The sequence below is a fragment of the Microbulbifer sp. ABF4_107 genome (genome assembly GCF_056312215.1).
Map to the genome: position 1 here is coordinate 4,083,348 of NZ_CM149983.1, position 24,108 is coordinate 4,107,455.

Below are 24,108 nucleotides of genomic sequence, written 5' to 3' on the forward strand. Positions count from 1 at the left end.
TCAGTCAGAGTGTTGTTCAATTAAAAATCAGTGAATTTTCAGTTGTTATATCTATTCGCTGTTGCGTTCTTTCAGCGCCGCCTGGGTGCGGGTACTTGCCTCATCCAGCTGCGCGAGCATCTTCTCGATATCCTGCTGCTGCTCGCGCAACTGCTGGCGCTTGGCGTCAATACGGTCGAGGAGGCGGTTGAGCTGGTCCACATTGCCGTGGGCCGGGTCGTACATATCGATGATTTCCCGGCTCTCATCCAGCGAGAACCCGAGACGCTTGCCGCGCAGGATCAGCTTCAGGCGCACCCGATCTTCCGGCGTGTATACCCGGGTCTGCCCGCGCCGCTCCGGGCTGATCAGCCCCTTGTCTTCATAGAAGCGGATGGTGCGGGTGGTGATCCCGAACTCCTGGGCCAGCTCGGAGATGCTGTAGTTGTCGGCAGTGGTGGTGCTCATATTGGACGATTCCTCAGATCTGCCCGAAGTCTAGTTGACGTTTACGTTAACGTAAACGTCAATCTGGGCCAAATCGTGACTGAGGTGTATCTCCTAGTCTCGATAGCCATGGCTGGCGGCCGCAGTCCCAGGTGGAAATTTATGTAAGGTTTTCGCGCCTCTGGGTACAGTAACTGGCAATACCCGCATCAGGCGGCCCCGAATACATGGAAAGAAGAACCACAACTTGGACGCCCGCGAACAACTATTCCAGCAATTGATTGACGACTGCGGCGGCGGTATTGCCCGCCTGGCAGGCAGTTATGTGCGCAACCAGGCCGAGCGCGACGACCTGGTACAGGAGATCTGGCTGGCCATCTGGCGGGCGCTGCCCGGTTTCCGCGGGGATGCCAGCCTGCGCACCTTCGCCTACCGCATCGCCCACAACCGCAGTGTCACCCAGCTGACCCGCCGCCGCGATGGCGAGGATAGCGACCTGCTGGAAATGGTTGTCGATGAGCGTCCCGGGCCCGAGGCGCAACTGGAACAGAACCGCGATGCCGAGCGGCTGATGCGCGCGGTGTCCAGATTGCCGCTGGGAATGCGGCAGGCGCTGACCCTGCGTTTTGAAGGTTTGAGCTACAGCGAGATTTCCGAGGTGCTGGGTATCAGTGAATCCAATGTGGCGGTGCGCCTGAACCGGGCGCGCGAACGACTGACTACCCAATTGAATGAAACGGTGTGAAAACTGCACATGAAGAATGAAGACGACGGCCTGCAGGAACTCGCGAACCTGTGGCAGCAGGCCCCGGTGCCAGTGCCGGTACCGGAAGCCATACGCGCGGAGATCGGCAGGCAGGAGCGGCGACTGCGTTTTTACGCCTGGTTTGAGTGGGTGGCGTCAATTGCGGTTGGTATCGGTGGTGTGTTTCTGATGCTCAACAGCGAAATTGGTGATGCCCCCTGGCGTGCTCTGCTGGTGGTCGTGCTATTGGCGTGGGCCATGGCTTTTTCTGTCATCAACCGCCGGGGGGTGTGGGAACCCCTGGAAGACTCCGTGCGGGGCTATCTGGACCTGGCACGACTGCGTCTGACACGCAAACGCCGCATGTTGCGCTTTGCCTGGTTGTTTTTTATTGCGGAGCTGGGAATTTTCGCCCTGTGGCAATGGCTGTCGGGTTTCGGCTGGCTGGAGCCCATTTTCGTGGGGGACGGGGGATTTGCCGTAACCTGGATTTCGGTGTTCGCACTGGCAATGGGTGCCTGGAGTATCTGGTACTGGCGCCGCATAAAAAGTGGCGAGCAGAAGATAGAACAGTGGCAGCGGGAAAATATCGAAGCGACGGAACAATAAATTGTAAGAAATCCGGTTTGCCGGGTACTACAGCAGGTGTGATTTCAATAAATAACTCAATCAGAGGCTGTAACCATGCTGTCCAACCTGGAACAAAAATTTTCCGACTTTCTCGATCTGTTTGCACAAATGGATCCGATTCAGACCATTGGATTCGTCATCCTATTTTTTGCAATCTGGTTTTTACCCAGTCTTCTCGCGATCTTTTTCAATCGCGGGCACCTGGGGAAGATCTTTCTCGCGAATATCCCGGCGGGACTGTCCTGGATCGTCTGGGTGGCATTGCTGGTATGGGCGGCCACGGGCAAGGTGAGCGGTAAGCTGGCGAAAAAATACGGAAGTACTGCTTCCGGGGAAACGGTTAATGCAGAGGGGAGGGCTTGAGGAACTGAGCGCCGAATTTGGCGTGGTAAGTGGCACACCTATCTCATGTGTGCCATATACCTTGGTTAGCACATCTTCGGGAATCGTGAATAAGGGAGCCTCAAAAATGGGCAAATCAGCCAACCAGCCCCACCAGCACCACGCCAAGTGCGGCCACACCGCCATCAAGCACGGCGACCATATTGACTACCTGCAGGACGGACATTTGCATCACCCGGAACAGGGCTGCAATAAAGAGCACGTGCTCGAATTCACCGCCACCAACCCGAATGAATGCCGGCCTCTGAATCCCGCCTGCGACCCAGACCACACTCACGGCCCGAATTGCGGGCATGAAATGGTGCCCCATGGGGACCACTTTGATTATCTGGTGAATGGCCGCCTGCACCATGTGCATGGTGATCACTGTGATGATCATGGGCCGGTAGAGGTGGTAAAAGGGCACTGATTGCCGGCGGAGAAGGTTCCGCCGGCGTACTTTGATAGGTAAGCGATTACTGGTTGCTGGGTAGCATTTCTGTAGCCAGATACGCACGGTAGTAGGCACTGTCCAGCAACTGCTTGGCTTCCTCAATATCTGGTGCAAAGTAGCGGTCCTTATCGTAGAAAGGTACGCGCTCGCGCAGGGCGGCCTTGGCTTTTTCCAGCTTTTCGGTGGTCTTTAGCGGCGCGCGGAAGTCGAGGCCCTGGCACGCGGCGAGCAGTTCTACGGCGAGAATGCCGCAGGTGTTATCCGCCATATCCCGCAGGCGGCGGCCGGCGAAGGTGGCCATGGATACGTGGTCTTCCTGGTTGGCGGAGGTCGGCAGTGAGTCCACGCTTGCCGGGTGGGCAAAGGTTTTGTTTTCGCTCGCCAGTGCCGCGGAGGTTACCTGCGCGATCATAAATCCGGAATTCACTCCGCCGTTGTCCACCAAAAACGGCGGCAGACCGGACAGGTTGGAGTCGATCAGCAGCGCCATGCGACGCTCGGACAGTGAGCCGATTTCCGCGATCGCCAGCGCCAGATTGTCTGCCACCATCGCCACCGGTTCCGCGTGGAAGTTGCCACCGGAAATGATGTCGGAGTTTTCCGGATTTTCCTCATCCGTAAACACTAACGGATTGTCGGAAACCCCATTGGCTTCCGCCAGCAACACTTCAGAGGCGAAGCGGATCTGCTGCAGGCAGGCGCCCATTACCTGGGGCTGGCAGCGGAGGCTGTAGGGGTCCTGGACTTTCTCGCAATCTTCGTGCGACTCGCCGATTTCACTTTTCTCCCCCAGCAAATCGCGATAGCTCGCGGCCACATCCCGCTGCGCCTTTTGTCCGCGCGCCATATGAATGCGATCGTCGAAGGGGCGGCGGGAGCCTTTGGCGGCTTCCAGGGTGAGGGCGCCGGTTACCACGGCACCGGCGAACAAATCTTCCGCGCTGAACATGCCCTGCAGGGCAAACGCGGTGGACGCCTGAGTGCCGTTCAAGAGTGCCAGGCCTTCCTTCGGCGCCAGTACCAGCGGGCGCATTTCCGCAAAGCGCAGGCCTTCGGCCGCGGCCTTGCGTTCGCCATTGATAAAGCACTCGCCTTCACCCAGCAGCACCACACTCATATGTGCCAGCGGTGCCAGGTCACCGGAGGCGCCCACGGAGCCCTTTTCCGGAATGGCCGGGTAGACGCCGGCGTTGACCAGTTTGATCAGTGCCTGAATCACCTCCAGGCGGATGCCGGAAAAACCGCGCGCCAGGGAATTGATTTTCAGCACCATCAGCAGGCGCACGGTGTCTTCACTCATGAAGTTGCCGGTGCCGGCTGCGTGAGACAGGACGATGGCGCGCTGCAGGGTTTCCAGGTCTTTCTTTTCGATGCGGGTGTTGGCCAACAGGCCGAAACCGGTGTTGATACCGTAGACGGTGCGGCCCTGTTCCAGTACGTCGGCGACGGTTTTTGCGGAGGCTGCGATGGCGGCGTGGGCGGACGGGTCCAGTGTCAGTTTCACCGGCTCGCGGGCGACGCGGCGCAGTTGTTCCAGGCTCAGTTGGCCGGGGGTGATTTGCAGTTGGTACATAAATTTATTCACCGGTTTAATTCGTTTGCACTCGTCATACCGGCGAAGGCCGGTATCCAGCGAATTGGCAGCGGAGTTTTCTGGAGCTCCGATGCTGGATGCCGGATCAAGTCCGGCATGACGAGTTAAAAAAGTTTGATCAGTCCTTGAGCATCGGCAGATCCAGCCCCTGCTCTTTCGCGCAGTTCTTGGCGATGTCATAACCCGCATCCGCATGGCGCATAACGCCGGTGGCCGGGTCATTCCACAGCACACGCTCGATGCGTTTCTTCGCCGCCTCGGTGCCGTCACACACGATGACTACACCACTGTGCTGGCTGAAGCCCATGCCCACACCGCCGCCGTGATGCAGCGATACCCAGGTGGCGCCTGAGGCGGTATTCAGCAACGCGTTCAGCAGCGGCCAGTCGGAAACGGCATCGGAACCGTCCATCATGGATTCGGTTTCGCGGTTGGGGCTGGCGACGGAGCCGGAGTCGAGGTGATCGCGGCCGATCACCACCGGTGCTTCCAGTTCACCGCTGGCCACCATTTCGTTAAATGCCAGTGCCAGGCGTGCGCGGTCTTTCAGACCGACCCAGCAGATACGCGCGGGCAGTCCCTGGAACTGGATACGCTCGCGGGCCATATCCAGCCAGTTGTGCAGTTGCGGATTGTCCGGGATCAGCTCTTTTACCTTGGCGTCGGTTTTGTAAATGTCTTCCGGGTTGCCGGAAAGTGCCGCCCAGCGGAAGGGACCGACGCCTTCGCAGAAAAGCGGGCGAATGTAGGCGGGCACGAAGCCGGGGAAATCGAAGGCATTCTCCACCCCTTCTTCAAATGCCATCTGGCGGATGTTGTTGCCGTAATCCAGGGTGGCGGCGCCGCGCTCTTGCAGGGTAAGCATGGCCTGTACCTGCACGGCCATGGATTTTTTCGCTTCCTTGACCACCAGCGCTTCGTCGCGCTTTCGCATTTCAGTGGCTTGATCCATGGTCCAGCCCTGGGGCAGGTAGCCGTTCAGCGGGTCGTGGGCGGAAGTTTGGTCGGTAACGCAGTCCGGCAGGATATTGCGCTCGACAATTTCCGGGAAAATATCCGCAGCGTTGCCCAGCAGGCCGACGGAAATGGCTTCACCCTTTTCCATCGCGTCGTTGATCATTGCCAGGGCTTCGTCGAGGCTGGTGGCCTTCTTGTCTACGTAGCCGGTGCGCAGGCGGAAGTCGATGCGGGTTTCGTCGCATTCGACGGCGATCATGCAGAAGCCGGCCATGGTGGCAGCCAGCGGCTGGGCGCCACCCATACCGCCGAGGCCGCCGGTCAGTACCCATTTGCCTTTCGCTTGCCCGTCAAAATGTTTGCGCGCAACTGCGGCAAAAGTTTCGTAGGTGCCCTGGACGATGCCCTGGGAGCCGATGTAGATCCAGGAGCCGGCGGTCATCTGGCCGTACATGGCCAGGCCTTTTTTATCCAGCTCGTTGAAGTGTTCCCAGTTGGCCCAGTGGGGCACCAGGTTGGAGTTGGCAATAAGTACACGAGGAGCGTCGGCGTGGGTTTTGAATACGCCGACGGGTTTGCCGGACTGGACCAGTAGAGTCTCGTCGTCTTCGAGGCGCTTGAGGACTTCGACGATTTTGTCGTAGCACTCCCAGTCCCGCGCGGCGCGGCCGATGCCGCCGTAAACAACGAGATCTTCCGGGCGCTCGGCGACGTCCGGATGCAGGTTGTTCATGAGCATGCGTAGGGGGGCTTCGGTGAGCCAGCTTTTTGCGTTCAGCTTGGTGCCGGTGGGTGCGGCAATTTTGCGGCTGGGATCGTGACGTTTGTCGGTCATGGTTGCCTCGTCTATTTCCAAATTCTGTGGGTAGTTTTGAATTTGATTTTTGTGGGCTTTTGGCCCTGTGGTATTTGGGACTCCGGATTTTGGTCCGGTGGCGGCGGGGCACCAGGTGTAGGTTTTCAGGACCGCTACAAGTACGTCCCTGTAAGCTGCGTCGGCGACGTCCATGTCGCCGACGCTCCTGAAAACCTACACCCGGCACCCCGCCCTCGATTCGTGCTTCTGTACTTCGATTCTCGTCATCCCGGACTTGATCCGGGATCCAGTGCCTCCGAGCTGGCAGCGCATCTGGATGCCGGATGCTTTTGTCATGCCGGACTTGATCCGGTACCGGCATGACGAGCCTTAAAAGCGCAGTTGTGCTCCGAGTCGGTATCGATTCCCCGGATGCACCAGCCGCGCAAAACTCACCGTGCCCGCACTACTTTTTGTACGCCGCCAGATCTGCAGGCACGCCGTTCCCGGTTCGATTTCCAACGCTGTGCCAACCGCCTCATCGGCCTCAATCGCTTCTACCGTGGTATCCAGCTCCGTCAGCGGCGCCACGCGGGTCAGGTATTCATTGGGTGTGGCCGCGTGGAAGTCCTGCTGCAGGTATTCCGGCACCAGTGTGGGGTTGGTATAGCGTTCTTCGAACTGGATCGGCAGGTCGTTGTCCAGGTGGACGATGATGGAGTGGTAGACAGCACTGCCCTCGGTGAGGCCGAGAGCGACCGCGACTTCGGTGTTGGCTTCGGTCTGCTCCAGCTTGAGGATGCGGTTGCTATAACTGTGACCGCGGGAGGCAACTTCGTCGGCGATATTGCGCACTTCCAGCAGGGAGCCCGCGGGCACCGGCTCGGCGACGAAGGTACCGAGGCCCTGGGTGCGGATCAGCACCCCTTCGTCGGTGAGTTCGCTGAGTGCGCGGCGGGCGGTCATACGGCTGACGTTGAAGTCCTGGGCGAGCTGGTTTTCCGAGGGCACGCGAAAGTGCGCGGGCCATTCACCGGATTCGATCTGCGCGCGGATATGCGCCTTGATGGCGGCGTAGCGGGGCTGGCTGCCGGTGTCTTTGGATAACTGACTGCTCATACTTGTGTGGTCTTTGCCTGCTCGGGTAGAGTGTCTGCCTGGTTGTGCATTCTTGTATATACAAGTTTGTTGGTGGGGCAACTATGGATTTGATGTGGGAGGCTGTCAATAGGTGGGTGGTTGTTCGCCTGCAGGGCAGGCTTCTACGGGGAGTTCGTACAGGTTTTGTCATGCCGGTACCGGGTCGAGTCTGGCATGACAAAAGCATCCGGCATCCAGATGTGCTGCGAGTTTGGTGGCGCTGGATCCCGGATCAAGTCCGGGATGACGAGGTGCGAAGCACAAGAGTTTGAATCGAAGGTTAGGTGCTGGGGGCGGGGTTTCAGGATCGTCGGCAACAGGGACGTTGCCGACGAAGCGTACAGGGACGTATTCACAGCGGTCCTGAAACCCCGCCCCCAGTGCCTGACCGCCACGGCAAGAGACCAAAGTGCCCGGCCGCCACGGAACTACATTCGAGCACCGTGAGAATCCGCGCCAAATTCCCCCAACAGGGCTATCGTTACAAATAACGCCAATTCAGTGAGCGACTATGACCGAACGCTGTGATCTGCTGATTACCAATATCCACGCGGCCACCATGGACCCCTCCCTGCCCGGTGCCTATGGCGCGGTGGAGGATGCCGCGGTGGCGGTGACGGGCAACAAGATTGTCTGGATCGGGCCGCGCCGGGAGCTGCCCGACTGCACCGCCGATCAGGTTATCGATGGGGAAGGGCAGTGGCTGACCCCCGGGCTGATCGACTGCCACACCCACCTGGTATATGGCGGCCACCGCGCCGGCGAATTTGCCCGTCGCCTGGGTGGGGAAAGCTATGAAGAAGTGGCCCGCGCCGGCGGCGGTATCCTCTCCACCGTGCGCGCTACCCGCGCGGCCAGCGCTGACGATCTCTACCGCAAGGCCGAACCGCGCCTGAAAGCCTTGATGAATGAGGGCGTCACAACCATCGAAATCAAATCCGGCTACGGTCTCGATCTCGACACCGAGCTCAAGCAGTTGCGGGTCGCCCGCCGCCTCGCCCAGCACTACCCGGTGAACATCCTCACCACCTGCCTCGCCGCCCACGCCCTGCCGCCGGAATACGGTGGCCGCGCCGACGATTATATCGACCTGGTGTGCAACGAAATTCTGCCCGCTGTGGCCAAAGAGCAATTGGCGGATGCCGTGGATATGTTCTGCGAAACCATCGCCTTCTCCGTCGAGCAGTGCGAAAAAGTCATCAAGGCGGCACAGGCACTCGATCTGCCGGTAAAAGTCCACGCAGAGCAGCTCGCCGCCACCGGCGCCACCAGAATGGCCGCGCGCGCCGGCGCTCTCTCGGTAGAGCATATCGAATACATCACCGCCGAAGATGTCGCCGCCATGGCCGAAAGCGGCACCGCCGCGGTGCTGCTGCCCGGTGCTTTTTACACCCTGAAAGAAACCCGTGTGCCGCCCATCGAATCCCTGCGTGCTGCCGGTGTGCCTATGGCGATCTCCACCGACCTCAACCCCGGAAGCTGTCCCATCGCCTCTCTGAGACTGATGATGAATATGAGTTGTAACCTGTTTGGCCTCACTCCGGCGGAAGCGCTTGCCGGGGTGACTCGGTCTGCCGCACGCGCGCTGGGTATCTGTTGTTCTCGCGGCGTGCTGCGCGCGGGGCTGCGTGCCGACATGGCCCTGTGGCCGATGGAAACTCCGGACCAGCTCGCCTATGAAGTGGGCGCACTGAAACCGGCAGAGATTTTTGTTGGGGGGCACCATGTTACAGCTGGCTGATATGCGCTTGTGGAGTGGCCGGGTCGACAGCGAAGACGGCAAGGCCGGCAAGCGCTGGCACCAGGACATAGTGCCCCTGCACCTCGACAGCCCGCCGGGCTTCTCCATTCTCGGCTTCGCGTCCGATGAAGGGGTGCGCCGCAACAAGGGCCGCATCGGCGCTGCCAAGGGGCCGCGGATTTTGCGCCTGGCCCTGGCCAATCTGCCCAAGACTTTTGGCGCGCCGCTGTACGACGCCGGCAATGTGCGGGTGGAAAAGGATGATCTCGAATCCGGCCAGGCGATGCTCGGCGCACGGATTACCGAACTGATGAGCGCCGGGCATTTCCCCATGGTGCTCGGCGGTGGCCACGAGATTGCCTACGGCAGCTATCAGGGAATTGCCCGCTGGATGCGCGAACAGCACCGGGACAAGACCCTCGGCATTATCAATTTTGATGCGCACCTGGATATCCGCCTGCCCGCACCCCAGGGGTCCTCCGGGACGCCGTTTTACCAGATTGCCGAGCAGTGCGACCTGAATGGGCGACCCTTCAACTACCTGTGTGTGGGGGCCGCAGCCACCGCCAATACCCCCGCCCTGTACCACCGCGCAGAAGAGTTGGGAGCACAGGTGATTTCCGACCGGGAAATCGTGCCCTGGCGCATCGAGCTGGTACAGAAACAGATCGCCGACTTTATCGACCGGGTGGATTTTGTCTATCTCACCATCGACCTGGATGTACTGCCGGCGGCGGTAATGCCAGCGGTATCGGCCCCTGCGGGACGCGGCGTAGCGTTCGAGCTGTTCGAGCCGCTGCTCGATACCGTGCTGGAATCGAAAAAGGTGTGCCTGGCGGATATGGCCGAGTTCAATCCCTATTTCGATATTGAGGATCACGCGGCGCGTACGGCGGCACGATTGGTGTTTCAGATTGCCAATGGCATCAAGGGCTAGTCGCCGGAGATTCTGAGAGTGCTGAGCCGATGGGCGGGGCTGCATCTCATGGTTGGTCGTAGGCTGTGATCAATAGTTTGTCGCATTTTTCAACTCACGAGTGGGTGATAAATCTGATTTTTGCGGCAAAAAAAGTTTTTGCTTCTGTTTGAAGTAGTGACGCGCTAGTCATTGTGGTAGTTTCCCGAGAGACAGTCGGATAGAAACGCTGCCCTGCAATTGGTACGGGGGTGCCAATTTGGGGGCGGTGAATATCCGTTTGTCCTGCAACCAAGTAACAATAAATTTGGGGAACCTTATGACTAAGCACCAGTTTACAGGGCGGCGACCCGTTGCCCTGGCCATCGCCATTGCCGCTGGCTCGGTTGTGCCCGCGTTAAGCCACGGCGTGGAAATTGAAGAGATCATCGTGACCGCACAGAAGCGCGAGCAGAATGCGCTGGAAGTGCCGGTTACCGTGGACACTTTTTCTGCCTCCGATATGGACAACACCAATGCGCTGAAACTCAGCGACATGGCGGATTTCGTTCCCGGGTTTGAGGTGGGCTCCGGGATCACCCAGTCCGCTCTCAGTATCCGGGGAGTGCGCAGCTCCAATATTAGTGCCGGTGGCGACCCCTCTGTGGCCGTGTTTTACGACGGGGCCTATGTGCCATCGCCAGCGACTTCCATGTCCTTTGCCGACATGCAGCGCGTGGAGGTTTTGAAGGGCCCCCAGGGAACTCTGTTTGGCCGTAACGCTGCCGCCGGTTCCGTTAACCTGGTGCCCAACCAGCCGCAGGCGGATTTTGAAGCGTTCGTATCCGCTCGCACCGGCAATTACGGCCTCGCGCACCTTGAAGGCATGGTAAATGCACCGGTAACCGACGCGCTGTTCGTGCGCGCCAATCTGATGAGCTTTCAGCGCGATGGCTTTGTCGAGAATGTCTACCCCGGTGCTGAAGATGCCGGTTCTGAGGATATCGTCACCGGTCGCGTTGCCGCCCTGTGGCAGATCAGTGACAGCACCTCGGCGCAACTGTCCTACGACTGGGATGAAGTGGACAATGCCGCGCGTCAGGCGATTGGTGTGAGCGAATTTGCCTACAGCCAGAACCCTTTTGACTACAAGGTTGAAAACGATCTGGTGGACGGTGGCGAGACCCGTTCCATGTCTGCGGTCAACGCCAAGTTGAACCACACCTTCGACGACAACTGGAGTCTGAAATGGGTGTCCAGCTATCGCCAGTGGGAAACCACAAACCGCGAGGAAGAAGATGGCACTGCGGATATCACCCGCTACCTGGACACCAATAATATTTTCGATTCCGATATCGCCTACCACGAGCTGCAGGTGAACTTTGTCGGTGATCGTCTGAATGCGGTGATGGGCGCCAACTATTCCAAAGAGGATATTTATCAGCGCACCAATGTGACCGCTTCTGCGGCGTCCGTTACCCGTCTGGTGACCGGTGACATCGTCAACACCCAGCAGCTGCGCGACCAGATCGCTTACGGTGCTGCTCTGCAAGCGGGTGGTATGCCCGGCGACGGGGCAGCCGGTGACGCTGCCGCGGCCTATGCGCTGGCCGCTCTGGATTCCGTGGAACACCTGTGGGATGAGACAGACTGGGCGACCTTTACCAGCCTGATTGGCATGGGTGGCGCGCCGCAGGCGGATGTCTATTACGATGCCATCGCTGCCGACCTGGGCACCGGTATGCTGTTTGGCCCGGAGCAGTTTGGCGGACTCTACTGGACCGAGGCGGTGGAAAATACCGGCGACTTCACCAACTACGGCGTATACGTGGATCTGGACTACGCACTCACCGATCAATTCAGTGTGCTCGCCGGCCTGCGGTACAGCACCGACGAAAAAACCTTCACCTGGGAAACACCGGGAACCAGTTTCCGCGCGCTACGCGACGGGGTGAGCGAAGTCATTTTCTCGACCGACGATGCCTACAACGTGGGTGCGGGGGTACGCCGAGCCTCTGACGACTGGAGTGCCACCACCGGACGTCTCGTTGGCCAGTACCAGTTCAGTGACGATGCCATGGCGTTTCTGTCGTATTCCACTGGCTACAAATCCGGCGGCTTCGACTCGCTCAACCTGCTCACCGCGGAGAATCCCATCGCGCCGGAGGAGGTGGAAAATATCGAACTTGGCGTAAAAGGCAATCTGCTGGACGGCCTGCAGGTGCAGCTCAGCTACTTCGATATGACCGTCGACAACCGTCAGCGCAGTGTCGAGAGCAAGCCGCCGCAGTCCGCCAATGCTCTGCCTCGGGTGATCAACGGCGACCAGAAATTCAACGGTGTGGAAGTGACCGTGGACTGGCTGGCAACCGAGTCCCTACGTTTTGGTCTGGTGACCACCGTGCGTGATGAGGACTCCCAGTGGGAGGACTACTACGACGCCGAAGGTGAATTGCAGTCCGAGCGCGCCAAGTCCTCTGTGGATACCGCCTACACCGCCACCATGGACTGGGCGCCGGCGATTTCCGTGGGTGAGTTGAACCTGCACATGAACTACATCTACGCCGAAAACAGCGATGCCCTGGAGCCGGGTTTCCTGGCAAGTTTCAGCGACATCGATGGCGTGGGTGAGGACGACAAACGCCTGAATGGACGCCTGGTGTGGATGAACAGCGGTGGTCAGTACGAACTGGCACTGTGGGGCCGCAACCTGCTGGATAACGAGCGCACGGATATCCCCAGTGGTCGTTCCATGGCGGTGTTTGGCACTCCGTACACCTCTGTTGCCGAGCCGCGCACCTACGGTGCGGAAGTGCGCTACAACTTCTGATTGCGCTGGCTTTAAACGAAAAACGCCGCCCGTTTTGCGGGCGGCGTTTTTTTGTGGCGGAAAGCAAAGTCAGCGCTCGGGCACTTCTGTCTCCGTTTTTTCCGGGGCCGGGGGCACCTCTCTGGGAGGTCTTCGCGCCTCCAGATAGCGCTTGATATAGGGCTTGTGGGTATAGATCACATCGTCCGGTAGGCGGTGCAGATCGAAGAAGCGATAGCCGTAGATTTCCCCGTCGCGGATCGCTACCTGCTTGTCCTTTAGGCGGCCGCGAATGGCGATATTGATGATCCCCGAGCGCGGTACCTTGTTGACTTCCAGCACCTCGAAGTCGTCGATCTTGATATCCAGTTCCTCGCGCAGCTCCCGCCGCGCGGATTCCTCAAACGACTCGTTACGCTCCACCCAGCCTCCCGGCAGCGCCCATTTGTCCTGATAGGTGTGGCGTACCAGCAGCAGCTGATTATTGCGCTCCACAAAATACACCATGCCCACGACAAATTTGTCAGTGAGCGCATAGGAGATATTCCAGCGGATTTTGGGGGGCAGTTTCCGGTAGAGCTCGTACTTCAGACCGGGAAAAGCCACAAACGCCCCCACTACCAGTGTGCCCAGCAGCAGAAGTATCAGAAAAGCTTTAAGTAAAAATGATCGCATGTCCGGTACGGCTTACTCGCGGTCTACTTCTCGGGTGAATGGGTAAAGTGTATCCGACCAGAGCCGGCGCTTTCGAGTAGTTGTTGCCCGCTGGGGAAAATTTCCGGGCTATAGTGCAGTCTCAACAGCACTTTCTGACGGCTTCATAGTCAGACACTTACAAGCTCCGGTGGTTTCAGCCACCCACACAATAAGGAATCACCATGCCTCAGCCCTTTTCACTGTTCGATTTCGCCAAAGGGTTGCTAGCGTCGCTCAGCCTGCTGTGCGGAGCGATTGTGCATGCGGAACCGGGCGCCAGTGCTGCACCGGATCGGCTGGAGTCCGTGGTGATAGAAGCCATTCAGCCCGTGGTTGAAAAGTACCGGGTTCCGGGAATGGCCCTGGCGCTCACCATTGATGGCGAGCCACACTTTTTTACCTTCGGGGTAGCTGCACTGGACGGCGGGGCACCCGTTACCGAGCACACCCTGTTTGAGGTGGGCTCTGTCAGCAAGACCTTTACCGCGACACTCGCAGCCTACGCTGAAGCAAAAGGCGCGCTGGATTTCCACAAGCCGGTCAGTGCCTATTTGCCGCCACTGCGCGGCAGCGCCATGGATCGGGTTTCCGTGCTTAATCTCGCCACCCACACTGCCGGGCACTTTCCGCTGCAAGTACCTGACGAGATCGCGGATGATACGCAGCTGCTGGCGTATTTCCGCAACTGGCAACCGCAATATACCCCGGGCAGCAAGCGCACCTATTCAAACCCCGGCAGTGGCCTGCTTGGGCTTGTGGCTGCGCGCAGTCTGAATCAGCCATTTGCCTCCGTAATGGAAGAGCAGGTTTTCCGCGGCCTGGGCCTTTCCGAGACCTATGTACAGGTTCCGCAGAAAAAAATGAATGACTACGCCGAGGGACACAATAGCAAGCACCAGCCGGTGCGGGTGAATATGGGGTTGCTTGGCGAGGAGGCCTACGGGGTGCGCTCCAGTGCTGCGGACCTCACCCGCTATCTTGCGGCACAGATGCAACTGGTCAAGGTCAGTGAAGATCTGCAGAAGGCGCTCGCAAAAACCCGAACCGGGTATTTTGAAACTGACTATTACGTGCAGGATATGGTTTGGGAACAGTACACACTGCCGCTACCCCGCGAGCGCTTACGGGCGGGGAATTCCCGTGAGATGATCGCGGGTGATCGCCCGGTCAGTGCTATCGAACCGCTGGCGCCGCAGGGCAACGTGCTCGTCAATAAGACCGGGTCCACTGGTGGCTTCTCCACCTACCTGGCATTTATTCCGCAGCAACGATTTGGTTTTGTGATGCTGGCAAACAAGTATTTCCCCAATGAAGAGCGGGTCGACGTACTGTACAAAATCCTGGAGGCGCTCCTGCCAGCAGTAACTTCTCCGTCCAACGTCACAGAGGATTGATTGATGAAGTCCGCAACGGCCGTTTCACTATTGGTATCTGCACAGCTGCTGGTTGCGGCCTGCAGCAATCAGCAGATCTACGATGGCATTCAGCAAAACCGCTTAACCGATTGCGAAAAGTATCCCGATTCCCAGTACACGGAATGCGTGGCGCGCTACCAGAAGGACTACCGAGAATACGAACGGGAGCGGCAGGCGCTACTTAAGTCGGGGGCTCAGCTCCGGAGGAAAGAGTAATTATCGAGCTGCTTTGGAAGGAATCCGCTTTTGGCACGCTGCGTGCACTGGCTAAGGAATCGAATGAGGTAAGCAGTTCTGGAAAAGTTTCCGATGCAGCAGGCAACAGTAAAGATTATGCCGCGGGATGACCGCCCGTTTATCGGCGAGGTCGAATCGCAGGTGGATCCGCGCACCGGTGTGCGAATGGTCAGCTGTGCCTTTGATGTGGCCTGCTACCACCCGGGCTGGTACGACGAGCTGGGCATCGCCATGCCCCAGTCGATCGCGCGCTCGGTGCCAAAGCGGCAGGCGGAATTTCTCGCCGGTCGTTATGCGGCGGCACTGGCGTTGCAGCATCTGGCACCGGTGCACAACCAGAGTGTCCAAGTTGGTATCGGGGCGCAGCGAAACCCGCTGTGGCCCAGTGGTGTGGTCGGTTCCATCTCCCATGTGGGCAGCGTGGCGGTGTGTGCGGTGAGCCGCAGTGGGCAAATGGACTATCTGGGCATCGATGTGGAAGTGCTGATGTCCACCAAAATCTGTCGCGAAGTGGCGACCATTGTCTCCACCCGCCGGGAGCGGGACCTGCTCCAGGCTGAGGGCATGTCCGAGCGCGTGGCCCTCACCTTGATCTTTTCCGCCAAAGAGAGTCTGTTCAAGGCGCTTTACCCCTCGGTTCGTGATTACTTCGGATTCGAGGTGGCCGAGGCAACCGAGTTGCGACTGGGGGACCAGACGCTGGTTCTGCGCCTGAGCGAGCGCTTTGCCAAAAGGCACAAGTTGCCGCGGGAATACGAATGTCAGTTCACTCTGGGTGAGCACTGGATCCAGTCGGTTACCTGTGGGACCTTCCCCGAGCGCGCGAACTTGCGCTTAATAGACTGAGACGGTCTCGGGCGTGAGCATACACCGCTTACTATGTCTTCTGAGAGTGCTTGCTTAGCGTGTCACCTCCAAATAGCACCGGGCGGCTTTTGCCCGGCACCCACCTCACATTCTTTGCCGCTTCCTTGAGTGATAACACGCTGGGATAACGCGAGTTGCTGCGCCGTTTGTCCGGATAATCGGCACTGGCGCTGCACTGGCATAAGTGATCAAATTGCCCCAAGTTTGCGCGTATTTCATTGGTTTTCGCCGATATTAACCGCCAGGTAAGGATATCTGCGCCAGCGAAGTGCACAACTTGTACGATTGACCAATAATTGACCATTGTATAGGGTGCAAGTTTCGTGCATCCGGCGCACCCGAACTCATCCCCTTTCGAGGTATAGACATGGTTTCCAGTAGCGGAGCTGGCGAGAAGATTTCCGCTGCTTCCCCCCGCAAGCCTGCGGCGACCAACAAGAAAGCTGAAAAGCGCGAGATTGCCAAGGCCAAGATCCTGAATGCCACCCTGGATCTGATCGCCCGCAAGGGGCTGGCAGCTCTGTCACATCGTTCCATTGCCAGCGAAGCCGGTGTACAGCTGGCAATGACCACCTATTATTTTGGCACCATCGACAACATCCTGGTTGCCGCTTTCGACGAATACTGCAAGTCCATGGAGCCGGTCAATTCAGACCTGCGGCAGGCGCAACAGGCACTGCTGTCTCGCTCTCTGGACAGCAATGGCGAACTCAAAGACCGGCAGCAATATATCGAGGGCGTTGCAGAGGTCTTTGCCCAGCTGATTGATACCGGGCCCACCGCGCGACTGCGGCAATTGCGCATCGAGTGTCAGTACCTGTACGAGCAGCATCCCTCCGATGCGCTGGCGGAGAAAATCCACGGCTACAACGACTGGCTTTCCGGGATCGCCCGCGAGTTTATCGAGCCATTGCGCACCGACGCCCCGAGCCTGGATGCCCAGATGTTTATGTGGATGGTGCAGTGCCTGGAGTTTTCGGCGGTGACCAGTGTGGGGATCGACGGCGCCAACAGCCGCGAGGTGCTGCTGCGCATGTTGCGGGGAATGAGTTTCTGAGGGGGAGCTTGCCAGTTGCCTCAACCTGAACCGGAGGCGTTGTCGCAAATTGGCTAGAGTTTTTTTCCAGACATTGAGGCTGATTATCCTCAGCCAGCGCGTCAGCTTTCTTCTCGGGTGAGCTGGTAGTTTATCGTGGTGGTGTAAGTGCACCAGCTTCCATGCCAGTTGAATTTCCAGGATTTGACCGCGGTCAATGCTGACTCGTCAAAAAAACCGGTGGGCTCGGAATCCACAATTCGCAAATCGAGTAGCTTGCCCTCGGGGTCGAGCTTCCCGGTTACCTTGGCCCACCCTTCCACCGGGCGGTAAACGTTTCGGCTCGGGTATTGCGGCAGATCGCCGGCGATCTGTTCCAGGTGGCCGGGGCACTCCGGAATACTGGCGGCAAACCCGTGAGCAGGTAGCAGACCGGCAAATAGTAAAGCGAGGTGAAATACCCCGGATGAGCTGGCAACACCGCGGCGGAAGCTCACTCTATTCATTCGCAGTTTCCCTCAAAGTGCTACAAAAAACCGGTTTTACAAGACTTCCGGTTGTTCCAGTTCCTGAATCACGTATCCGGCTTCTTCGGCTTTCTCGTTGAACACCTGTTGTGCGTCGAAGATTCCGCGATTGTAGAAATGGGGCCCGAGCTCGGTAGCGAAGAAATCGATTAAAAATTCCGCCTCGAAACCACCGATATCCTGTTCCAGCTCATTCTCAAAGTAGGTCTTTATTTTTTCGACCATGCGCTCTTTCTGGTCCTGGGAAAATTCAATTTTTTTCACGATACACCCTTTGAATACCGGCGTGACTCAGGCTCTTCCACCCGCAGTGTTAGTACCTCGTAACCGTCTGCCGTGACCAGCACGGTGTGCTCCCACTGCGCAGACAGTTTTTTGTCCCGTGTGACTACCGTCCACCCGTCCCGCATCGTTTTGGTTTTGTGGGTCCCCTGGTTGATCATTGGCTCGATGGTGAAGGTCATTCCCTCTTGCAGGATTTCCCCGGTTCCTGGACGGCCAAAATGCAGGACCTGCGGGGCTTCGTGCATCTCGCGGCCGATGCCATGGCCGCAGTATTCGCGCACCACACTGTAGCCGTGCTGTTCCGCGTGCTTCTGAATAGCGTGACCGATATCACCCAGTCTTGCCCCGGGACGCACACAGGTAATTCCCTCCCACATGGCGTCATAGGTTGCCTTGACCAGTTTGTGCGCGGCGGGTGCGACATCTCCAATCAGGTACATCTTGCTGGAATCGGCGACAAAGCCATTCTTTTCCAGCGTGATGTCCAGGTTGACGATATCGCCGCTTTTCAGCTTGCGTGACGCGCTGGGCATCCCGTGACACACCACCTCATTGATCGAGCAATTGAGGGTGTAAGGATAGTCGTACTGACCCTTGCTGGCGGGCCGCGCCTGCAACGTGTTGACAATAAAGTCCTCCACCTGGCGGTCTATATCCATGGTGGTGACGCCCGCGGCAACAAAGTTGTCCAGCATCGCAAAAACCTGACTGAGCAGCCGACCGGACTCGCGCATCAGCGCCTGTTCCCGAGGTGTTTTCAGTTGCGCCTTATTCACGGGGTTCACTTGCCTCCCGGGTGAGGAGTTCCAGGGTCGGTGCGGCGCTGCGCAGCAGCCTCCCGCACAGCTGGTTGTAGTTCAGATCCGGGTTGAGTTCCGCGAGCATGCCGATGCGAATCCAGAATTCAGCCTGGGCGTTGATGGAGCGCGACATGGCGCCGCTGGCCTGGCGGATTTCGTCGTGCAAGGCGTCGGATATTTTTACGATTCCCATGGGTTACCTGTCGGGATGAATCTAGCAGTAGTATGCGATATGTATATGAATCGTATATTCGTCCCGTGGGCCTGGCAAGGGGGGACCGAGAATCTGGCAGGGAATGAGGGACTGCCACATTATGCAACTGATTGCATATGGTCCCGGCGATGTCTAAGGTGGTGGGGTAGCGCACAATAACAATAGAAAGCCCGAGGAATCCCATGCCCGACTCCAAACCCTCAGTGGCTGGCAGTCCGCAGCCCAGCCGTTTGCGTATCGGCCGCCGCTATCGCGCCAGCCGCCTCAATGGACCCTACGATGCGATTGTGATTGGTTCCGGTATCGGCGGACTGACCACCGCCGCGCTCCTCAGTGAAGCAGGCAAGAAGGTGCTGGTGCTCGAGCAGCACTACACCGCCGGCGGTTTTACACACGCCTATGACCGCAATGGTTACGAGTGGGATGTGGGTGTGCACTACATTGGCGATGTGGGGGAGCACCCCACGATGACTCGCAAACTGTTCGACTTTATTTCCGGGGGGCGCTTGAAGTGGGCACCGATGGATTCGACGTACGATCGTATCTGCCTGGGTACCCGGCAGTACGACCTGGTAGCGGGGCGGGAAGCGTTTGTTGCCGAACTGTCGCGGCGGTTTCCCGGTGAGCGACAGGTCATCGAAGCGTATCTGCAGCGAGTGATGGCCGTGGCTGCGGCCATGCCATTGATCACGATGGAAAAACTGTTGCCGCGCTGGTGTTCGCCGATTCTGTCGCTGGTTAAAAAGCTACGCTGGCCACCCTACCTCAACAAAACCACTTATGACGTATTGCGCGAGCTGACCGACAACGAGGAGCTGATCGCGGTACTGACCGGGCAGTGGGGCGACAACGGCATGACGCCGAAAACCGGCAGTTTCATTATTCACGCGCTGATCGCCAAGCATTACCTGTACGGGGGGTATTACCCCGTGGGTGGTTCAAGTCAGATGGCGGAAACGATTATTCCGCAGGTTCAGAAATCCGGTGGTGAGGTTTTCACTTACGCGCAGGTGGAAACCCTATTGCTGGATGGCAAACGGGTGACCGGCGTGCGCATGGCCGATGGGACCGAGATACATGCGCCGGCGGTCATCTCCAATGCGGGAGTGTTCAATACTTTTGAAAAGTTGCTGCCGCAGAGCGCCGCGCAAGCGGCTGGCTATCCCTGTGCGCTGGCACAGGTAAACCCGTCCATGAGTCACCTGTGTCTGTATATCGGTTTGCAGAAAACAGCGGCGCAGCTGGCTCTGCCGAAAACCAACTACTGGATATACCCCAGTGCCGACTACGAGGGCGATTTTTCGGCATTTCTCGATGACGAGCGCGCGGAAATCCCCCTGGTATATATTTCCTTCCCTTCAGCCAAGGACCCGAGCTTTGAGCAGCGCTACCCGGGGCGCGCCACCATCGAAATCGTGGCGCCGGCCAAGTTTGAATGGTTCCAGTCCTGGAAATCGGAAACCTGGGGCAAGCGCGGTAGCGACTACGAAGCGCTGAAGCAGCGCTTCAGTGAACGCCTGCTGGAGCACCTGTTTACCCATTTCCCGCAATTGCGCGGGCAGATCGACTACTGTGAGTTGTCCACACCTCTCTCCACACGCTATTTCTGTGAGTACCAGCGCGGAGAAATATACGGACTGGACCACGATCCCGATCGTTTCCAGCAGGCATGGTTGCGGCCGAAGACCCGCATCAAAGGCCTTTACCTGACCGGACAGGACATCATGAGCTGCGGTGTTGCCGGAGCCATGTTTGCCGGCGTTGTAACCGCGCAAAGCCTGCTTGGCTGGCGCAAGGGAACGGCGCTTTTACGCAGGGTGTTCGGCAGTCCGTCCGTGCACAGTGAAATCTCCCCGGGGCAAACTGGCAGCCACACGGGTGAGGCGCGCTAAAGCCTGGTGGCGCTGTTACCGCAACAGGCGCGCAAATCCGGGCGAAATTGCGTAAGCTTGCGCGCATTCGAGACTGCCCCGAGACCGAGTGTTGCGCCCCTACAATCCCCCCTCCTCCCCCTATCTGGATGTTGTCTACAGTGACGCCCAGCTGCTGGTACTGGACAAACCCAGTGGCCTGCTTACTGTGCCCGGCCGCGATCCGGCACACAAAGACAGCCTTGCCAGCCGCGCCCAGGCCGAATACCCGGATGCGCTGATCGTACATCGCCTGGATATGGATACCTCGGGGTTGGTGGTAATGGCGCGAGGCGCCGATATGCATCGGGCGCTGAGTGGCCTGTTCCAGAATCGCCAGGTGGAAAAAAGCTATCTGGCGCGGGTGTGGGGCGAGCCTGAAGGGGATGAAGGGGAGGTAGACCTGCCACTGATCTGCGACTGGCCGAACCGGCCGCGGCAGAAGGTCTGTTTTGAATCGGGCAAGCCCTCACAGACCCGCTGGCGCAAGCTCGATAGTGACGGTACTACCACGCTTTTACAGCTTTTCCCGGCAACCGGACGCTCGCACCAGCTGCGCGTGCACATGCAGGCCATTGGTCACCCTATTCTCGGCGATCCGTTTTACGCACATCCGGAAGCCTTGAGCGCCGCCCCGCGATTGTTGCTGCATGCACAGGAGTTGGGGTTTGAGCATCCCGTACTGGCACGACCAATGCATTTTTTCTGCAATGCGGGACCTGAGTTTCAGTTCCCTGCGGGGTGAAAGCGCCGCAGCTGGCAGAAATTTTCGCTGTCTAGCAAAGCGAAAAACCCGTTTCAGCGCAAAGGCTTCGCAAACCTGCGAAAATTTTGTGATTTGATAAACAGTGGCCGGGTATCATCCGGATGCGGGCACAGGGGTTGCCGGCTGGCTGCACCAGCAATGACTGCGACAGGTGCATTACAAGTGTTAAAGGGAGTTACCGGTGGCGGTTGCGATCAATACCCTGGGTGGTCTCGCCCTCATCAATGATAATGTCGAAATTAAATTGCCCGCGTCCAAGCGCACGCGGGCACTGCTGGCGTACCTCGCCATCACGGCGCGCCCACATCGTCGTGACAGTTTGTGTGAGGCCTTCTGGGAATCGCCGAACGACCCTCGGGGTTCATTGCGCTGGTCGCTCAGTAAACTGCGGCCGCTGGTCAATATCGCAGGGTGTGAGCGATTGCTGGCCGACCGTGAACGGGTGGCACTGGATGTCAGCGATATCGCGATCGATAGTCGGGCGCTGGCGCAAGAGTTGCTATCCCCCTCGCTGTCCGTTTCCCGCCTTGTCGAAATCTCCAGGCAGCTGAACACTCCGTTTCTGGAAGGTCTGGAGCTGCCGGAGCAGGAAATCTACCAGCGCTGGCTGATCGGCGAGCGGCGCGAACAGGAGCGGCGTTTGTCGGAAGTCTGTGCGCGTCTGTCCCGGCACCCTGACTGCTCTCTGGATGAACAGCTTTCCTGGGCACAGCGCTGGCAAGAGCTCGCACCCCTGTGCCCGAACGCCGCGACCACCCTGGTGACCCTGCTGGATCGCATGGGGTTCTCCACCGAGCTTGCGCGTATCGCCCGGGAACTGGAGCAGCGCTTTCATAGGGCGATGATTCCCTGGTCTGCCGGGGACCGCCTGCCGGTCGGCGCTGGCCCGAGCGTTGCGCCGGAAAGCCCCAGCGGGGCCGAGTTGCTGGCGCGACAAAAAATTCACTTCTGTCGGTCCAGTGACGGTGTGCGTATCGCCTACGCCTCGGTGGGTGACGGGCCGACAATTATCAAGGCGGCCAACTGGCTAACGCACCTCGAGCGCGACTGGGATGCCCCCATATGGAGTCCCCTGTTCCGGGAGCTCGCATCGGACCACCGTTTTATCCGCTACGACGAGCGTGGCAATGGGTTGTCCGACTGGAATGTCGACGAAATTTCCTTCGACTCGTTTGTCGCGGATCTGGAAACGGTGGTCGATGCCTGTGGGGAGCAGCGGTTTTCCCTGCTGGGTATTTCCCAGGGCGCGGCAGTCTCTATTGAGTACGCGGTGCGCTACCCGGAGCGGGTGCGGCACCTGATTCTGTTTGGCGGCTACGCCGCGGGCTGGCGGATTGGTGCCAGCGACGCTCTGACCCGTGAGCGCGAAGCGGTGATGACACTGACCGCTACGGGCTGGGGCCAGGATAACCCGGCCTACCGGCAGATTTTCTCCTCGACGTTCCTGCCCTCTGCCAATAGCCAGGAGCTTGCCTGGTTCAATGAGTTTCAGCGACGTACTACTTCGCCGGAAAATGCGGTGCGCTTCCTGTCGGTATTCAGTGATATCGACGTGCGTGCACGGCTGGCGCAAGTGCGGGTGCCCACTCTGGTTCTCCATTCGCTGGGTGATCAGCGAATCCCCGTGGAGGTGGGGCGAAATCTGGCCGCCTCGATACCCAATGCGGAGTTTGTCGGGCTGGATAGCAACGGCCACTTGCTGCTGGGGCGTGAAGCCGCTTCTCGCGACTTCCTGCGGGCAGTGCGCGAGTTTATCGCGCGGCACTGATATCAAGGGATCCTCAACAACTTCTGTCCGATTACCACGCTTTTTCAAATGCTGACTAACACGTCACTCCTGTAGCCTTGTGGCCAATGAACCACTCGGGAAACGCTACAGGGAGTCACAGTCACAATGCTTACGGCAACGGAATTTACCCGTCAGTTAATGGGGTTGAGAGAGCAGTACCGGGCGGATAATGCCTGGGTGGGGAACTGGCGCACCGGTAGTTGGAACGACGAAAACACCATGGCGCACTACATCCACTGTGCGTACAACCTGTATCGCGCGACCGCCACCAACATGTTGAAGCTCACTCTGCTCGGCGGCACGCAAATTCGGCTTGATGATGCCTATATCCGCAATTTTGGCATCACCGGGGCCAATGGAATACAGGACAGGGTCACCAAGGAACATGTCTACGCAGAGGTCATGCGGCGCATCGGGCGTACGACCAACCCCAGTCCCACAGCCGACAGAAATCCGGCGGCGGTTGTGCGCAGTGGCAGTATTCTGAGCGAGAAAGGCTGGACCCCAATCCTGAATGACGCCCTGATTATTGGCGCCGCCTGCGGTCGACAACAGTTTGCTCTCGCACTCACGTCCACGGAGCAGTTGCGCTGGGAGCGAATCAATGGCGACAAGGTAACCCGGTTCGCGGTGAATGCCTCGCGCTTTGGTGAAACGCCAGCGCTGAAAAACGCCTGGAAGTCCTTTTTCAATGCCAGCAAAAAAATGTTTTTCGATGGCGGAAATCCGCGGGTGTTCGCGCGGGAGTTACTCGGCCTGTACTTTTTTGGCTATACACCGGAATACTCCTGGCACCAGCTGGTTTTCCGGCCACCACAGGGGGGTGTGGTACGTCCCACATTCAACCTGTATCTCGATCAGTTGCGCAATGTGAACTTCCACACCGGGGATAAAACCCGAATTATGCAGGCCATTTCTGACTTCCTGTTCAACGAGCCCGAGGCACTGGGGCAACCCTGGACCCGTAGAGTGATGGCAACCTAGACCGGGTACCCAGG

General features: G+C 58.7%; 24 protein-coding genes. 15 read left to right on the forward strand and 9 right to left on the reverse strand.

Features of this window, described 5'->3' with window-relative positions; all coding sequences use genetic code 11:
* Positions 1 to 51: 51 nt before the first annotated feature.
* Positions 52 to 447, reverse strand: a complete 396-nt coding sequence (locus ACYX4K_RS16785; RefSeq protein WP_475091009.1) for a MerR family transcriptional regulator — start codon at positions 445 to 447, stop codon at positions 52 to 54.
* 226 nt (positions 448 to 673) lie between these two features.
* Here ACYX4K_RS16785 and ACYX4K_RS16790 point away from each other — a divergent pair, with 226 nt between their 5' ends.
* The 4 genes from ACYX4K_RS16790 (at position 674) to ACYX4K_RS16805 (ending at position 2,612) form a co-directional block, all read left to right on the forward strand.
* Positions 674 to 1,171 (forward strand): RNA polymerase sigma factor, encoded by a 498-nt coding sequence (locus tag ACYX4K_RS16790; protein WP_475091008.1) that lies wholly within the window; start codon positions 674 to 676, stop codon positions 1,169 to 1,171.
* 9 nt (positions 1,172 to 1,180) lie between these two features.
* Entirely contained in the window at positions 1,181 to 1,780 is a 600-nt protein-coding gene (locus ACYX4K_RS16795; RefSeq protein ID WP_475091007.1) for a hypothetical protein, read from the forward strand.
* A gap of 75 nt (positions 1,781 to 1,855) precedes the next feature.
* The gene (locus tag ACYX4K_RS16800; protein ID WP_475091006.1) at positions 1,856 to 2,164 is read left to right on the forward strand and encodes a superinfection immunity protein; all 309 of its coding nucleotides are present in this window, start codon (positions 1,856 to 1,858) and stop codon (positions 2,162 to 2,164) included.
* Between the two features lie 106 nt (positions 2,165 to 2,270).
* Complete coding sequence (locus ACYX4K_RS16805) at positions 2,271 to 2,612, forward strand: hypothetical protein (RefSeq protein WP_475091005.1); 342 nt, start codon at positions 2,271 to 2,273, stop codon at positions 2,610 to 2,612.
* A 46-nt stretch (positions 2,613 to 2,658) separates the two neighbouring features.
* Here ACYX4K_RS16805 and hutH read toward each other — a convergent pair whose 3' ends face one another.
* From hutH to hutC, 3 genes are all read right to left on the reverse strand, one after another.
* Positions 2,659 to 4,209 carry a histidine ammonia-lyase gene (gene hutH / locus ACYX4K_RS16810; RefSeq protein ID WP_475091004.1) on the reverse strand — a complete coding sequence of 517 codons (1,551 nt, stop codon included), beginning with the start codon at positions 4,207 to 4,209 and terminating at the stop codon, positions 2,659 to 2,661.
* A 139-nt stretch (positions 4,210 to 4,348) separates the two neighbouring features.
* Entirely contained in the window at positions 4,349 to 6,022 is a 1,674-nt protein-coding gene (hutU, locus tag ACYX4K_RS16815; RefSeq protein ID WP_475091003.1) for a urocanate hydratase, read from the reverse strand.
* A gap of 351 nt (positions 6,023 to 6,373) precedes the next feature.
* On the reverse strand, positions 6,374 to 7,102 hold the full coding sequence (hutC, locus tag ACYX4K_RS16820; protein ID WP_475091002.1) for a histidine utilization repressor: 729 nt from the start codon (positions 7,100 to 7,102) through the stop codon (positions 6,374 to 6,376).
* Between the two features lie 532 nt (positions 7,103 to 7,634).
* On the opposite strand from hutC, the gene hutI reads away from it, so the two are divergent.
* From hutI to ACYX4K_RS16835, 3 genes are all read left to right on the forward strand, one after another.
* Positions 7,635 to 8,864, forward strand: coding sequence for an imidazolonepropionase (gene hutI, locus ACYX4K_RS16825; protein WP_475091001.1), 1,230 nt, complete (start codon positions 7,635 to 7,637; stop codon positions 8,862 to 8,864).
* Positions 8,848 to 9,801, forward strand: coding sequence for a formimidoylglutamase (hutG, locus tag ACYX4K_RS16830; protein WP_475091000.1), 954 nt, complete (start codon positions 8,848 to 8,850; stop codon positions 9,799 to 9,801). The genes hutI and hutG overlap by 17 nt, the downstream gene beginning before the upstream one ends.
* 298 nt (positions 9,802 to 10,099) lie before the next feature.
* Complete coding sequence (locus tag ACYX4K_RS16835) at positions 10,100 to 12,589, forward strand: TonB-dependent receptor (RefSeq protein ID WP_475090999.1); 2,490 nt, start codon at positions 10,100 to 10,102, stop codon at positions 12,587 to 12,589.
* 69 nt (positions 12,590 to 12,658) lie between these two features.
* On the opposite strand, the gene ACYX4K_RS16840 is transcribed toward ACYX4K_RS16835, so the two are convergent.
* Positions 12,659 to 13,243 (reverse strand): NUDIX hydrolase, encoded by a 585-nt coding sequence (locus tag ACYX4K_RS16840; RefSeq protein WP_475090998.1) that lies wholly within the window; start codon positions 13,241 to 13,243, stop codon positions 12,659 to 12,661.
* A gap of 203 nt (positions 13,244 to 13,446) precedes the next feature.
* Between ACYX4K_RS16840 and ampC the strand changes: the two genes are divergently transcribed.
* The 4 genes from ampC (at position 13,447) to ACYX4K_RS16860 (ending at position 16,840) form a co-directional block, all read left to right on the forward strand.
* The gene (gene ampC / locus ACYX4K_RS16845) at positions 13,447 to 14,658 is read left to right on the forward strand and encodes a class C beta-lactamase (protein WP_475090997.1); all 1,212 of its coding nucleotides are present in this window, start codon (positions 13,447 to 13,449) and stop codon (positions 14,656 to 14,658) included.
* A 3-nt stretch (positions 14,659 to 14,661) separates the two neighbouring features.
* Complete coding sequence (locus ACYX4K_RS16850; RefSeq protein ID WP_475090996.1) at positions 14,662 to 14,895, forward strand: hypothetical protein; 234 nt, start codon at positions 14,662 to 14,664, stop codon at positions 14,893 to 14,895.
* 93 nt (positions 14,896 to 14,988) lie between these two features.
* Positions 14,989 to 15,762 carry a 4'-phosphopantetheinyl transferase family protein gene (locus tag ACYX4K_RS16855; RefSeq protein WP_475090995.1) on the forward strand — a complete coding sequence of 258 codons (774 nt, stop codon included), beginning with the start codon at positions 14,989 to 14,991 and terminating at the stop codon, positions 15,760 to 15,762.
* A 388-nt stretch (positions 15,763 to 16,150) separates the two neighbouring features.
* Positions 16,151 to 16,840: a TetR/AcrR family transcriptional regulator gene (locus ACYX4K_RS16860; RefSeq protein ID WP_475090994.1), complete on the forward strand. Its 690-nt coding sequence runs from the start codon at positions 16,151 to 16,153 to the stop codon at positions 16,838 to 16,840.
* Between the two features lie 101 nt (positions 16,841 to 16,941).
* Here the strand turns inward: ACYX4K_RS16860 and ACYX4K_RS16865 are convergent, their stop codons facing one another.
* Genes ACYX4K_RS16865 through ACYX4K_RS16880 form a run of 4 tightly spaced genes read right to left on the reverse strand, consistent with a single transcriptional unit; the run spans position 16,942 to position 18,624 of the window.
* A complete protein-coding gene (locus ACYX4K_RS16865) occupies positions 16,942 to 17,325 on the reverse strand; it encodes an energy transducer TonB (protein ID WP_475090993.1) in 384 nt (127 codons plus the stop codon).
* Between the two features lie 36 nt (positions 17,326 to 17,361).
* On the reverse strand, positions 17,362 to 17,610 hold the full coding sequence (locus ACYX4K_RS16870) for a DUF2164 domain-containing protein (protein ID WP_475090992.1): 249 nt from the start codon (positions 17,608 to 17,610) through the stop codon (positions 17,362 to 17,364).
* Positions 17,607 to 18,407, reverse strand: coding sequence for a type I methionyl aminopeptidase (gene map, locus ACYX4K_RS16875; RefSeq protein ID WP_475090991.1), 801 nt, complete (start codon positions 18,405 to 18,407; stop codon positions 17,607 to 17,609). The genes ACYX4K_RS16870 and map overlap by 4 nt, the downstream gene beginning before the upstream one ends.
* The gene (locus ACYX4K_RS16880) at positions 18,400 to 18,624 is read right to left on the reverse strand and encodes a ParD-like family protein (RefSeq protein ID WP_475090990.1); all 225 of its coding nucleotides are present in this window, start codon (positions 18,622 to 18,624) and stop codon (positions 18,400 to 18,402) included. The genes map and ACYX4K_RS16880 overlap by 8 nt, the downstream gene beginning before the upstream one ends.
* 203 nt (positions 18,625 to 18,827) lie before the next feature.
* Between ACYX4K_RS16880 and ACYX4K_RS16885 the strand changes: the two genes are divergently transcribed.
* From ACYX4K_RS16885 to ACYX4K_RS16900, 4 genes are all read left to right on the forward strand, one after another.
* Positions 18,828 to 20,537: a phytoene desaturase family protein gene (locus ACYX4K_RS16885; protein WP_475090989.1), complete on the forward strand. Its 1,710-nt coding sequence runs from the start codon at positions 18,828 to 18,830 to the stop codon at positions 20,535 to 20,537.
* An 88-nt stretch (positions 20,538 to 20,625) separates the two neighbouring features.
* Positions 20,626 to 21,300, forward strand: coding sequence for a pseudouridine synthase (locus tag ACYX4K_RS16890; protein WP_475090988.1), 675 nt, complete (start codon positions 20,626 to 20,628; stop codon positions 21,298 to 21,300).
* Between the two features lie 202 nt (positions 21,301 to 21,502).
* Positions 21,503 to 23,089, forward strand: coding sequence for a bifunctional AfsR/SARP family transcriptional regulator/alpha/beta hydrolase (locus ACYX4K_RS16895; RefSeq protein WP_475090987.1), 1,587 nt, complete (start codon positions 21,503 to 21,505; stop codon positions 23,087 to 23,089).
* A 126-nt stretch (positions 23,090 to 23,215) separates the two neighbouring features.
* On the forward strand, positions 23,216 to 24,094 hold the full coding sequence (locus ACYX4K_RS16900) for a hypothetical protein (protein ID WP_475090986.1): 879 nt from the start codon (positions 23,216 to 23,218) through the stop codon (positions 24,092 to 24,094).
* Positions 24,095 to 24,108 lie beyond the last annotated feature (14 nt).